General features: G+C 65.1%; 14 protein-coding genes. 12 read left to right on the plus strand and 2 right to left on the minus strand.

Going from position 1 to position 12,985, the window contains the following annotated elements:
- Window positions 1-140 precede the first annotated feature (140 nt).
- Window positions 141-740 carry a DUF922 domain-containing Zn-dependent protease gene (locus LB569_RS11135; protein ID WP_224692587.1) on the minus strand — a complete coding sequence of 200 codons (600 nt, stop codon included), beginning with the start codon at window positions 738-740 and terminating at the stop codon, window positions 141-143.
- A gap of 104 nt (window positions 741-844) precedes the next feature.
- Between LB569_RS11135 and LB569_RS11140 the strand changes: the two genes are divergently transcribed.
- The 3 genes from LB569_RS11140 to LB569_RS11150 all read left to right on the plus strand — a co-directional run bounded on the left by LB569_RS11140 (window position 845) and on the right by LB569_RS11150 (window position 3,400).
- Entirely contained in the window at window positions 845-1,336 is a 492-nt protein-coding gene (locus tag LB569_RS11140) for a hypothetical protein (RefSeq protein ID WP_224692315.1), read from the plus strand.
- A 255-nt stretch (window positions 1,337-1,591) separates the two neighbouring features.
- A complete protein-coding gene (locus LB569_RS11145; protein ID WP_224692316.1) occupies window positions 1,592-2,080 on the plus strand; it encodes a GNAT family N-acetyltransferase in 489 nt (162 codons plus the stop codon).
- A 132-nt stretch (window positions 2,081-2,212) separates the two neighbouring features.
- Window positions 2,213-3,400, plus strand: a complete 1,188-nt coding sequence (locus LB569_RS11150) for a PLP-dependent aminotransferase family protein (RefSeq protein WP_224692588.1) — start codon at window positions 2,213-2,215, stop codon at window positions 3,398-3,400.
- 15 nt (window positions 3,401-3,415) lie between these two features.
- Here the strand turns inward: LB569_RS11150 and LB569_RS11155 are convergent, their stop codons facing one another.
- Window positions 3,416-3,670, minus strand: a complete 255-nt coding sequence (locus LB569_RS11155; protein ID WP_224692317.1) for a hypothetical protein — start codon at window positions 3,668-3,670, stop codon at window positions 3,416-3,418.
- Between the two features lie 155 nt (window positions 3,671-3,825).
- Between LB569_RS11155 and LB569_RS11160 the strand changes: the two genes are divergently transcribed.
- From LB569_RS11160 to LB569_RS11200, 9 genes are all read left to right on the plus strand, one after another.
- On the plus strand, window positions 3,826-4,254 hold the full coding sequence (locus LB569_RS11160; protein WP_224692318.1) for a VOC family protein: 429 nt from the start codon (window positions 3,826-3,828) through the stop codon (window positions 4,252-4,254).
- A 297-nt stretch (window positions 4,255-4,551) separates the two neighbouring features.
- The gene (locus tag LB569_RS11165) at window positions 4,552-5,511 is read left to right on the plus strand and encodes an AraC family transcriptional regulator (RefSeq protein ID WP_224692319.1); all 960 of its coding nucleotides are present in this window, start codon (window positions 4,552-4,554) and stop codon (window positions 5,509-5,511) included.
- Between the two features lie 218 nt (window positions 5,512-5,729).
- Window positions 5,730-6,434, plus strand: a complete 705-nt coding sequence (locus LB569_RS11170) for an outer membrane protein (protein ID WP_224692320.1) — start codon at window positions 5,730-5,732, stop codon at window positions 6,432-6,434.
- Window positions 6,435-6,669: 235 nt separating this feature from the next.
- Window positions 6,670-7,386, plus strand: coding sequence for an outer membrane protein (locus LB569_RS11175; protein ID WP_224692321.1), 717 nt, complete (start codon window positions 6,670-6,672; stop codon window positions 7,384-7,386).
- A 59-nt stretch (window positions 7,387-7,445) separates the two neighbouring features.
- Window positions 7,446-8,267, plus strand: a complete 822-nt coding sequence (locus tag LB569_RS11180) for an outer membrane beta-barrel protein (protein WP_224692322.1) — start codon at window positions 7,446-7,448, stop codon at window positions 8,265-8,267.
- Window positions 8,268-8,375: 108 nt separating this feature from the next.
- On the plus strand, window positions 8,376-8,915 hold the full coding sequence (locus LB569_RS11185) for a GNAT family N-acetyltransferase (protein ID WP_224692323.1): 540 nt from the start codon (window positions 8,376-8,378) through the stop codon (window positions 8,913-8,915).
- A 96-nt stretch (window positions 8,916-9,011) separates the two neighbouring features.
- The gene (locus tag LB569_RS11190) at window positions 9,012-9,629 is read left to right on the plus strand and encodes a C39 family peptidase (protein WP_224692324.1); all 618 of its coding nucleotides are present in this window, start codon (window positions 9,012-9,014) and stop codon (window positions 9,627-9,629) included.
- Between the two features lie 21 nt (window positions 9,630-9,650).
- Window positions 9,651-10,730 (plus strand): D-alanine--D-alanine ligase family protein, encoded by a 1,080-nt coding sequence (locus tag LB569_RS11195; RefSeq protein ID WP_224692325.1) that lies wholly within the window; start codon window positions 9,651-9,653, stop codon window positions 10,728-10,730.
- Window positions 10,731-10,791: 61 nt separating this feature from the next.
- The gene (locus tag LB569_RS11200) at window positions 10,792-12,786 is read left to right on the plus strand and encodes an AI-2E family transporter (protein ID WP_411970212.1); all 1,995 of its coding nucleotides are present in this window, start codon (window positions 10,792-10,794) and stop codon (window positions 12,784-12,786) included.
- Window positions 12,787-12,985: the final 199 nt, after the last annotated feature.

Consider the following 12,985-nt stretch of genomic DNA (forward strand, 5'->3'; position numbering starts at 1 on the left):
CGGCCGGCGCTGGTCGACCCCCACTCCGTCTCGGCTACGCCGAGCCACCTCTCCCCCGATCGACGGGGGAGAGGAAAGGCGCGCGTTTGCCGAGTTTGGCGCCTTTCCTTGCCTAGTGTTGGGAGGGGTGAGGCTGGCGCTCAGCCGCCATTCACCAAAGCGAAAACCAGTTTCTGCAAATTGCCGCCCTGGCCGAACTCGACGCGGTCGAAATCGCGGCTGCCCTGTATCCTCGTCTTCGAGATCGCGTCGAGCCGACGGACCACCTCGGCCCTGGTCTTGCTGCATTTGGGATCGTCAGTGACGGTCAGGCCGTCTGTCGCGGCTTCGATGTCATGGACCATCTGGATCATGCTGGCGCCATGCACCTTCTCATGGGCGCTGACGCCGGCGATGAACACCTCCCATTTCTTCTGAAGGGCTGGCGGCAGCGGCTCGGAAGGGCTTGGCAAGGTGTAGGTGATGATGAGTTTGGGATTCCCCGCCGTCAGCACGCAGTCCTTGCCCCTGGGCTTGTAGTCCCTGACACCCCAGGTCAGCTTGAAGTTGGTGTAGGCGATGGCGCGGGTGATACCGACATTCGGCCCGTTCTCGCCGATCGACCGGTAGAGCTCCAGCCCGGACTGGCCTGATATGGCGTAGGTTTCCACCTTCTCGACCGGCTTCCATTCGGCACGGGCGGCAAGCGGCGAGGCCACCAGGGCGGCTGCCGGAAGACACAGGCGAATACAGGCTTTCAACACCGCTCTCTCCGGGACGCGCGGCCTTGCCGTAGATGCAATGCCATTCAATGGCTTTTCCTATATGCTGGCGGCGGGTGCTGCAAATGTCGGAGGGGGAAGTCATGACAAGGTATCTCGTTGCCGCCGGTGCGTTGGCGGCATTGCTGGCCACGCAATCGGCCTTCGCCGCGTCCTGCGGCGGCTGGAGCGCGAAGATGGAAGAAGACGAGGGCGGCAGCGTGCTGACAGCTTCCGTCTGCGGCGGGCCGAAGGGCGACGCGTATCTGATGCTGAATTGTTACGACAAACCGGTGCTGAGCTACGATCTGGGCACCAGCGGCCAGCAGCTGGAACCGGGAGCCAGCGGCGTTTTCGACTTCAAGGCCGACGGCAAGACGTTGACCAGGACGCTGCAGCTCGAGGAAATGTACGGATATTTCGTGGTCAATCTGGCGAAAGCCGATCCGCTGCTCGACCTCTTACGCTCGAAGGGCGACGTGTCGGTCAGCGCGGAGAAATATGGTTCGATCAGTTTTGCGTTGAAGGGGTCGAGCGCGGCGATCGGCAAGGTGCTGGCGCAGTGCGGCAAGGCCAAGCCGGCGGACGGGGATTGAGCCTCGGCGCCGCCCCTCATTGTCCTGCCGGACATTTCTCCCCGTATAGGGACGGGGAGAAAGACGCAGTCGCTGGCGATTTCGCCAATTGCCGGCGCTGGGAAATAGGCGCCGAGGGATGCCACAGCGTCCTTCTCCCGTCCCTATACGGGGAGAAGATGCCGGCAGGCAGATGAGGGGCGGCGCTGGCGTTTGGTGATTGGGCCGCGCATCCACCCTTGCCGCCGGGGCCGGCCAGCCGTATCTCATCCGCCCATGACCAACATCCAATTCCGCAAAGCTGTCGCCGCCGACCTGCCGGCCATCGTCGCCATGCTGGCCGACGATCCGCTGGGCGCTGGCCGCGAGGATGCTTCCTTGCCGCTGGCGCAAGGCTATGTCGATGCCTTCGCGGCCATCGACGCCGATCCCAACCAATTGCTGGCGGTGGCCGTGGATGGCGGCGCGGTGATCGGCACGTTGCAGATCACCTTCCTCGCCGGGCTATCGCGCAAGGGCGCGTGGCGGGGGCAGATCGAGGCGGTTCGTGTCGCCGATGGCAGGCGCTCCGACGGCATCGGTAGAAAAATGTTCGAATGGGCGATCGGGCAATGCAAGGCGCGCGGCTGCGGCCTGGTGCAGTTCACGACGGACAAGGGGCGGGCGGATGCGCACCGTTTCTATGAAGGGCTCGGCTTCACGGCCAGCCATATTGGTTACAAGAAGAGCCTTCAGACACGGACGCCGGCGGCGACTGGCGTATAGCGGAAGCCTTCCAGGCCCTATTCAATTTGCCGGCAAGAGCGGATATAGGTCAGCCAAGTTGACCTATATAAGAAACGTCCGGGGAGGCGTGTCGTGACCCTTTTGAACCTCTTGGCCTCGCGCTCGTCGCGCATGAAGGCGTCGGAAATCCGCGAGCTGCTGAAACTGCTGGACCAACCCGACATCATCTCCTTCGCCGGCGGCATTCCCGATCCCTCGCTGTTCCCGGCCGACGCCATCCGCGATGCCTATGCCGATGTGCTCAGCGGCGCGGAAGCCGGAGCGGCGCTGCAGTACCAGGTCTCGGAAGGCTATGCGCCGCTGCGCAAATGGCTTGCCGGACAGATGGGCAAGCTCGGCATCGCCTGCGACGCGGCCAACATCTTCATCACCTCCGGCTCGCAGCAGGCGCTGGATTATCTGGGCAAACTGTTCCTGTCGCCGGGTGACACCGCGCTGGTGACATGGCCGACCTATCTCGGCGCGTTGCAGGCCTTCAACGCCTATGAGCCGCGCTACGACCGGCTGCGGCCCGAGGGCGGCAACATGACGCCGGAGGCCTATCGCGCGGCCGCCGCCGCCCACACCAGTTCTTCAAGAGGGGGCGGGCGGGTGAAGTTCGCCTATCTGGTGCCCGATTTCGCCAACCCGACCGGCAACACGCTGGACAAGAAGCAGCGCGAGGCGGTGCTCGACCTTGCCGGCGAACTCGACATCGCCGTCATCGAGGACGCCGCCTATCGCGCCCTGCGCTATGACGGCGAGGGCGTGCCGCCGATCCTGGCGCTCGACTGCATCAGGTCCGGCGGGATTGACAAGGCGCGCACGCTCTATTGCGGCTCGTTCTCGAAAATCCTGTCGCCGGGCATGCGTGTCGGCTGGGTCTGCGCGCCTCGCCATGTGGTCGAAAAACTGGTGCTGATGAAGCAGGCCTCGGACCTGCACAGCCCGTCGGTCAACCAGATGGTGATGCACCGCGTCGCTGAATCCGTGTTCGACGGCCAGGTGGACAAGCTGATCGGCGCCTATCGCGAGCGCCGCGACGGGTTGCTCGGCGCGCTTGAAGCCCACATGCCCAAGGGCGTGACCTGGAGCCGCCCGGAAGGCGGCATGTTCGTCTGGGTGACGCTGCCGGAAGGCGCCGACGCCACCGAACTCCTGGCGCGGTCGGTGAAGGAGGCGCGGGTCGCCTTCGTGCCCGGCAATGCCTTCTATGCCGACGGCACCGGACGCAACACGCTGCGGCTGTCCTTCACGCTGGCCGACCGCCGCGCGGTGAGCGAGGGCATTCCCCGGCTGGCGGCCGTCCTGAAGGGATAGGCCGCAACCAGACCTTCACGCCGCCTGGCTGACCAGATGCTTGAGCTTCGCGAGCCTGGCGCGGGCGAGCTTGCGGATCGATTTTTGGAAACCTTCCTCGCCGGTTTCGACGACGAAGACCAAGGTCTTGAAGTCCAGCATGAACTCCTCGATGGCCCGCTTCGTTTGTTCGGACCTGTCCCTGAACCTTGCCAGCAACGCGTTCGCTTCCTCGATGGCACCGGCATCGGCGCCGTCGACCAGCGCTTCCAGCTTCTCAAAACAATCCAATGGCAATTCCCTCCCGCCGCGCCCCCAAACTTGCGTTCAACCGAAAAGTTCCATCCGGCCCGAAAAATTGTCGCTGGTTGTCAGCAGACGCACGCGCCCCGCGTTGACGCCTTGCCGCCGGCGCCTAAATTCGAGGCATTGCGAGGAGGAGCTTCATGGAAACCCAGGAATTGCATCGCGGCCGGCTCATCGACCACCTCCAGCTCGTGGTCAGGGATCTCCCCGCCAGCCGGCGTTTCTACGAGGCGCTGTTCCAGGTGCTTGGCATCCCGATCGGCGGCACCGGCGAGGATTATTTCTGGGCCGACGAATTGTTCATCTCCAGCGCCGACAGCCGGGCCGCATTGGGAAAGCTGACCGGCCGTCATCATCTGGCTTTCCAGGCCAGGGACCACGCCATGGTCGACGCCTTCCACAAGGCCGGGCTGGCGGCGGGCGGCAAGGACAATGGCGCGCCGGGCGAACGGCCCTATCATCCCGGCTATTATGCGGCCTTCCTGCTCGACCCCGACGGCAACAACATCGAGGCCGTCCACCACGGCCCGGCCCACCGCAGCGTGGCCTCCGTGAAGATCACCTTCTAGGGCGTATCGATATTCAGGTGAGGCCGGCCTGAGCTGAATCTCAACACACCCGAGCCCGTGACGGTGTTGCAAGTTGCAGCGTCAGGGCGAGCCTGGGGTGATTCCCACGCCGCATTTTCCAGGCATTCTTGGAAATTCGAACGCCAGGGCGGGCGAATCCGGCCGGATTCTTGACCTGGGCGGCACTGGAATTGGCCTGCAGGGCAAGGGATGGCGCCGGCTCTGGACAAGAGGCGAATCGGTCCCATACGGTGCGGCTTCAGGGAAGACGCGTGCGCGGGAAAGGCCGGTTGCTCGTTGAAAAAGAACGTCTTCTCATCGCTCGACCTGCCGCCGCATCTCGACGACCGCGCGCGTTTCGCGCTCTGGCAGGACATCCATGTCGCGGAGATATGGTCGGTCGAATACGCCATCTCCGGAAATGTGCCGTTCCAGGCGGACATCGAAGCCACCGCCATCGGGCCGCTGGTGCTCGGGCGGTTGGCAGGGACGATCAAGCATGCCAGCCGCAAGACACGCAACATCGCCGATGACGGGCGCGACGGCTATCTGCTGCTGGTCAATGACGGCGACACCAGGCTGAGCGGCGTGCAGACCGGCCGCGACTACAGCATCGGCAGGGGCGAGGGCGCGCTGGTCTCGGCCTCGGAGGCGCTGGAAATGACCGGCGGCGACCGCAATGTCTGGACCAATGTCGTGGTGCCCCGCGAAATCCTGGAAAACGCCTTTCCCCATGTCGACGACCGCCTGGCGCTGACCATCGGCGCCGACAATGAAGCGCTCGACATGCTCAAGCGCTATTGCGGCTTCCTCGAAGCGGGACCGGCCTTGGTCTCGCCCGATCTTGTCGCCCACGCCACCGAGACGATCGTCGACCTGATCGGCCTGGCGACAGGCGCCAAGGGCGACATTGCCGAGCTGGCGGGCGTGCGCGGCCTGCGCGCGGCCAGGCTGCAGGCCATCCTGCAGAAGATGCGGGACAACTTCGCAGATCCCGGCGTCTCCGCCCAGCACATCGCCCGGCAATTGCGGCTTTCCGCGCGCTATGTCCATGATCTCCTGCATGAAACCGGCTCCAGTTTCGCCGAGCATATTCTCGAACTGCGCCTGCAGAGAGCCCATCGCATGCTGCGCGACCGGCGCAACGACCGCATGCGGGTCAGCGAGATCGCGCTCTTGAGCGGCTTTTCCGACGTCTCCTATTTCAATCGCTGCTTCCGCCGCCGCTTCGGCTCGACGCCGAGCAGCGCCAGGTAGTTTCACCCGACAACGATTCCCCCCGGCATCCCCCAATGGGCGTGCGGCCGGATGGCCACACTGACCGGGAAAGCACCGCCGCGCTTTCCCGGACAATTCGAGTGCGGCCCAGCCCAAGACGTGGCCGGCGGACAATGCAACACCGGGTTCTCGACAACAGCTGGGTCTCCGCCGGCATCAACGCGGCGGAGAACGACAAATTGGGGCGGCAGACAACAATGAAAACTCTTCTTCTCGCTACAGCCATCATTCTCGCGCCGGCCGGCGTGGCGTTCGCGGCCGATATCGGTGAAGCCGCGCCGGCTGGCTACGACTGGTCCGGCCTCTATGCCGGCGTCGACGCCGGTTACGCCGCCGGCAAGTCCAATCTCTTCATCGCCGGCGGCGGCCTCGGCGGGGCCAGCGACCTCAACGCTTCGCTGGATCCGGACGGCTTTATCGGCGGCGTCCATATCGGCGCCAATTACCAGATGGAGAGCCAATTCGTGATCGGCGCCGAGGCCGACATTGCCTACTCCAACATAGATGGATTGACGCCGATCGACGCCGGCGGCGGTGGCGTCAACACGCTGCTCAAGAGCGAACTCAAATGGTCGGGGTCGGCGCGGCTGCGGGCGGGCTATGCCTTCGACCGGACCTTGCCCTACGTCACGGCCGGCGTGGCCGCGGCCAAGTATGAATTGATTGCCGTCAGCGCCGGCGGCGCCGCGGGCGAAATCACGCTCCACGACGACAGCCATGTCGGTTGGACGGTTGGCGCCGGCGTCGAGCATGCCTTCACCGACAAATGGATCGCGCGGGCCGAATATCGCTACTCCGATTTCGGCAGCCAGCAGCTCTCCGTCGCCGCCGGCTTCCCCACGGAGACGAAAGTCGATCTCCAGACGCACGATATCCGCGTTGGGCTCAGCTACAAGTTCTGACCGGCCGGTTCGAACAAACCCCGGCGTCCCGCGGCCGGGGTTTTTGCCCGTGCCGCCGCCGATGCGCAGCGGCCACACCGGCGGGGCAAATACCACGGTGCTTTCCAGGACAATTCCGGTGCGGCTCAGCCCAAGACGCTGCCGGCGAACAATGCAAAACGGGTGGCAGGGCGGCAGTGATCCATCTGGAGCATTTTTTCGGGCGGGACACGGCATCTCTTGGGGGTGGCAAACAGTGAAAACGATTCTTCTGGCAACGATCCTTGCCCTGGTGCCAGCGGGCATGGCGTTCGCCGCAGACGCCACCGAGACCTTGCCGGTCGCGGCCGGCTATGACTGGTCCGGCGGCTATGTCGGCGCACAGGCCGGATACGCCTGGAGCGACGCCAGGGTCGGACAGACCTTCGCGCCCGGCGCCTTCGACGATTACGGCTGGGGCTACGGCCCGTCCGGCGGTTTCGGAGGGGTTTATGCCGGCTACAACAAGCAGTTCGATGGCGGCCTGGTTCTCGGCATCGAGGGCGACTACAGCTTAGCCAGCGTCAAGGACACGACGAACTATCAGGCTCTGGGCATCGACGACCCCGGATTCGGCGGCGTGCTCGAACTGGAAGCGGTCGGGTCGGTTCGCCTGAGGGCCGGCTATGCGATGGATCGCTGGCTGCCTTTCGTCACCGGCGGCCTGGCGATGGCGAAGTACAAGCACACCACCGTCGCCCTTCCGGGCGGAGCCGCCTATGCCGATGTCGAGGACACCGTCGGCGGCTACACGCTGGGCGCGGGTGCCGAATACGCCGTCACCGACAATTGGGTGCTTCGGGGCGAATACCGCTTCGCCGATTTCGGCCGCCACCCATCAACACGCATAGCGATTCCCAGCGGTATTCCGTTGCATGATGAGATCGACCTGAAGACGAACGATATCCGGCTCGGTGTTTCCTACAAATTCTGAACAATGCCCGTCTTTTCGCCATTGGCGTAGCGTCGGGAATTCGTATTCGGGGGCTCAAAATGTATCGCTTTTCAATCCTGGCGGTGTCGCTGATCGCCGCGACATCCGCTCACGCGGCGGATGCCTTGCAGCCGCTTGCCACGGAGACGGTGGTGACGCCGCGTGTTTCCGGTTACGGCGAACTCTACCTCGGCGGGCTTCGCTTCGTCGACGACGACCATACGAACCGGGTGGGCGGGGGTGCGGTGCGCGTCAACATTCCGTTCGCCCAGCGCTGGAACCTGCAGGGCGACCTAACCTATGACCGCATATGGGGCCATTATTCCCCGCTGGACGGAACCAGCGGCACGATCCATGGCTACTACCGCGATCCCGACCGTTTTGCCGCCGGCCTCTTCGCCGCCTACACATCGTTCGGCGAAAGCGGCGTGACCGTGAACAACCATGCCGTCGGCCCGGAAGCGCAGCTCTATTTCGGCAAGCTGACCCTCTATGGCCAGGCCAGCGTCGGCCAGCTCACCATCAACGACTTTCACGGCGACCAATGGGGCCTGCGCGCCGTGGCGCGCTATTTCGTCCGCAAGAACCTTCGCCTCGATGCGGAACTCGACTTCAACCGAACCGACTATGACGGCACCAACGAGGACGTGGTCGGCGCCGCCGTCCAGGCCATGTACCGGTTCGACGAAACGCCGTGGTCGGTGTTCGGACGCTATGAATTCGAACGCAGGAAGTTCGAAACGTCCACCCAGGACACCAGGGCCAATAAGGTCGTCATCGGCCTGCGCGCCAGCTTCGGCAGCGACTCCCTCTTCGACGAGGATCGCAACGGCACGACGATGGACACTTACCGGCCGGCATCGGTGATCAATACGAAGTGAGCCGGCGGCTCGGTCGCATGGCGCTGCCATGATCGCATCGCAATTGGCTGCATAGCTGGGCGCGATCCGGTCCCGCCGTCATTTCGGCCCAGCACCTGAAGGCAGCCCATGCCCGAGAACCATGGCGGCGACGCGCGGCAAACCGGCGGTCGCCGCACCGCCCGCTTGCTGCTGCGGCAGCCGATGGCGGCGGATCTCGATTTCGTGACGCGGCTGTTTGCCCGCGCCGAACTGGTCGCGCATCGGCCCGACCCCACCCCCGACACCGCCCAGCAAAGCGCCGACCGGCTGCTGCGCGACATCGGCCATTGGCGCGAGCATGGCTTCGGGCGCTGGACCATCGAGGCGGGTGGCGAGCCTATCGGTTTTGGCGGGGTGACGGTTTCGCAGGCCTTCGATGGCCTCAACCTCTCCTACCATTTGCGGCCGGAAAGCTGGGGGCAGGGTTTTGCCACGGAGCTGATCCGCGAGGCGCTGTCCCTGGCTTTCGGCGATCTCGACGCCAGGCGGGTGATCGGCCTGGTCCGCACGGCCAATGTCGCCTCGCGGCGTGCCCTGGAGAAGAACGGCTTCCGTTTCGAGCGCGAGGTGATGCTGCATGACGCGCCGACCAATCTGTATGTGCTGGAGTCCGCTGGTTTGGTGTGACGCAGCGGGGCTTGGCGCACCACAGCCGCGCATTCGATGTCGCCTTCTTGCGGCCTCCTTTGTATCCTCGTATACGAGATTCGAGAGGGATACGAGATGAGTCCATTGCCTGAAGCCGTGCCGTTTTTCAGCCAGTGGGAAACACCCGACATGACGCTGGCGGTGCTCGCCGAAGGCGCGGAGGCCGCGCTCAGGCGCGACCCGCTGTGGCGGTGTTCAGGTGCGGAAACGCTGGACGAATACGCGCTCTGGGCGGCCAATATCTGCGGCATGGCGTGTCTCAAGATGATCCTGGCGGCGCGTGGTGAGATCGTGCCGACGATCGAGCTGGCAAGGCGGTGCACCGGATATGGCGGCTATGTCGTCAATGAAAGCTCGATCAAGGGGCTGATTTACGCGCCCTTCGTCCCCTTCGTGAAGCAGGAATTCGGCCTGGAGGCCGAGGTGATGACCAATGTCGCGACAGGCGACGTTCCGGCGATCCTTTCCCGGCCGCGCTTCTTCATCGCGTCGGTCAGCAGTTCGATCCGCTGGCCGGAGCGCGAGCCGCCGTCGAAGGGCGGCCACCTGGTGCTGGTGACGGCGGCGTCGGACGAAGGCTATCGCTTCCACAACCCATCCGGTCATACCGCCGCCACACAGGCGAACGCAGTGTTGGCGCCGTCCGATTTCGATCGTTTCTTTGCCAATCGCGGCATTGCCGTGGCTATTTGATTTCGACAGTTGAGGGATTCGATGACCGGAAAGATCAGGGTTGCCATCCTTTATGGCGGGCGTTCGGCCGAGCACGACGTGTCGCGGCTTTCGGCCGCCAATTTGCTGAAGGCGATCGACCGGACGCGCTACGAGGTGGTGGCGATCGCCATTTCCAGGGATGGCCGATGGCTGCTGCAACAATCGTCGGAGGCCGTCGGCGACGGGGCAGGGGCTCCGGTCTCGGAGGATGGCGTGGAGGTCGCCCTGCTGCCTGGCGGCAAGGGCCGGCTGGTCTCGGCCTCGCACGGCGCCGCGCGGGCCGACCTGTCGCCGGTCGATGTCGTCTTTCCCGTGCTGCACGGTCCGTTCGGCGAGGACGGCTCGGTGCAGGGCTATGCCGAGGTTGCCGATGTCGCCTATGTCGGCTGCGGCATCCTCGCTTCGGCCGCCGCCATGGACAAGGATGTCGCCAAGCGGCTGCTGCGCGATTCTGGCCTTGCGGTCGCCCGCTCGGTCACCGTCCATCGTGGCGATGTCGGCTCGTTCCAGGAGATCGCCGGGGCGCTGGGGCTGCCTTTCTTCGCCAAGCCGGCCCGCCAGGGCTCGTCCTTCGGGGTGAGCAAGGTCAATGACCGGGATGGCTTCGATGGGGCCGTCGAAACGGCTTTCCGCTATGACGGCAAGGCGCTGATCGAGGAGTTCGTCGAAGGCCGCGAGATCGAGTGCTCGGTGCTCGAGCGGGCGGACGGCTCGCTCACCGTGTCGCTGCCCGGCGAGATCATCCCGGCCGGCAAGCATGGCTTCTACACCTATGAGGCCAAATATCTCGACGCCGACGGCGCCCTGGTCAAAGTGCCCGCCAATGTCCCCGCCGATGTCGCCGACAGAGCCAGGGAGATGGCCGGACAGGCTTTTCGGGCGCTCGGCTGCGAGGCCATGGCGCGCGTCGACTTCTTCCTGCGCGCCGACGGTTCGCTGCTGGTCAACGAGGTCAACACGCTGCCCGGCTTCACCGACATCTCGATGTACGCCAAGGCGCTTGCCGCGATCGGCATCGGCTACAGCCAGGTTATCGATATCCTGATCGAGCATGCATTGGCGCGGCACGACGCGCGCTGATCCCGGTCAGCGTGTGTTTCACCACTGGCTAATGTTGCTCCCCGGCTCTATATGCCCGATCATGGGGCTGGCAGGGAGGCATAGCGTGGCCAATCGTCGAAACGGCACGGCGTCTCCGGACGCTCTTACGGCGATCGCGCCCCACCCGCGAACGGCATTGCCCAATGTGGCGACCATCGTCACGACGGTGGCGGCGCTGTATTTCGGGCGCGAGGTGTTCCTGCCGATCGCGATCGCCCTGCTGCTGACCTTCGCGCTGGCGCCGCTGGTGTCGGCGCTCAAGCGGGTCGGCGTCCCCCGGCTTGCCGCCGTCATCGCCAGCGTGGTCGGCGCTTTCGCCGCACTTGGCCTGTTCAGCTTCATTGTCGCCACGCAGGTCAGCGAACTGGCGCAGAACATTCCGGTCTACCAGACCAACATTCTCACCAAGATCCGCTCGCTCAAGGAAACCGGCGTCGGGGGAGGGATCCTTGCCAGGCTGGGCGGCGTGGTCGAGCGCGTCGGCCAGGAGATCAACCGGCAGGACGCCACGCTGCCGGCCGCCGCTCCCGACAAGCCGCCGCGCGAGCCGGTGCCTGTCGAGATCGTCTCGCGCGAACGGCCGCTCGAAGTCCTGCAGAACATAATCGGGCCGCTGATCAGTCCGCTCGGATCGGCCGGTCTGATCATCGTCGTCGTCATCTTCATGCTGCTGGAGCGGGAGGATTTGCGCGACCGTTTCATCAGGCTTGTCGGCTACGGCGATCTTCACCGCACCACCGAGGCGCTCCAGGATGCCGGTAAACGGGTGGGCCGCTACCTGCTCATGCAACTGGTCGTCAACATCCTCTACGCCATACCGATAGCGATCGGGCTGTGGATCCTCGGCATTCCAAACGCCTTGCTGTGGGGATTGCTCGCGCTGGCGCTGCGTTTCGTTCCTTACATCGGGCCCGCCATCGGCATGCTGCTGCCGCTGTTCCTGGCGCTGGCCGTGGCGCCTGGCTGGTCGCTCGTGCTGTGGACAGCCGCCCTGTTCGTGGTGATGGAACTGATAACCGGCAACGTCGTCGAGCCCTGGCTCTACGGCTCGCGAACGGGGCTGTCATCCCTGGCGATCATCGTCGCGGCCATCTTCTGGACGTGGCTGTGGGGTCCGCTCGGCCTGGTCCTGTCGACGCCGCTCACCGTTTGCCTCGTGGTGCTGGGCAGACACGTGCCGCAGTTTGAATTTCTCGACGTGCTGTTCGGCAACCAGCCCGTGCTGGAACCGCATGCGCGCCTTTACCAGCGGCTCCTGGCCGGTGATCCGGACGAAGCCACCGACCATGCCGAGGAGATGCTGGAGGAGAAATATCTGGTCGACTTCTATGACAAGGTGGCCATTCCGGCGCTCCTGCTGGGCGAGCGGGACCGCGCGCGCGGCGTCATGGGCGATCAGCAGAGGCGGCAACTGGCGGCGAGCGCCGAGGCGCTGGTGGCAAATCTCGACGATAGTGCGCGGGAGGAAGCGGACGAGGAGGACGGGACGCTCGCGGCCGCGGAGGCGGACGACCAGGGTGACGCCGCCGGCGAGGAGGAGCCCGACCTGCCCGATGGCACCGGCCTATCGGTGCTTTGCGCCGGCGGGCGCGGTGAACTTGACGATGCCGCCGCGGCAATGCTGGCGCAGGTCGTGGAAGTCCAGGGTGCGACGGTGTCGAAGGCAGGCTTTGCCGATATGGAACCGGCCGGTATCCGCCGCCTCGAACTCGACGCGGTGGACACCGTCGTGGTCGGCTTCCTGAACCTGGATTCCATCAAGCACGCGCGGTTCCTGGTTCGCCGGCTGAAGCGTATGAAGGCAGCGCTGCGCGTGGGAATCGTGTTCTGGTCGGAGCCCGGCAGCGAGGACAAGGCCGCGGCCGTCAAGCTGGCCCAGGACATCAACGCGGATTTCGTGGCGCATGGCATGGTGGATGCCGTGACGGGGGCGCTGTCGACCGAGCCGCCGGTCGCCCTCAAGCTCGTCGCCAAGCGCCGCATGCGACGCCAGCGGGCCACCCCCAGAAAGGCCCCGGCCGCCGCCGCGAGCTAAGGTGCTGTTGATATTCGGTGATGTCGGCCCGTCGTTTTCCCGGGCGTCACATATTCGAAGCGACATCGCGGGAAGAGGGCGGCCTTGGCTTGTGTGCCGGCCGGATCTTTGCGGGTTGGCCAGCAACGCGGGAAACAGGTTTGACCGGATTGCCGGCGACCGGCGTTCGCGTCTTGCGGCGCTGGAGCCAGTTGGAGGA

It is taken from the genome of Mesorhizobium sp. BH1-1-4, assembly GCF_020165665.1.
Taxonomy (GTDB): Bacteria; Pseudomonadota; Alphaproteobacteria; order Rhizobiales; family Rhizobiaceae; genus Mesorhizobium.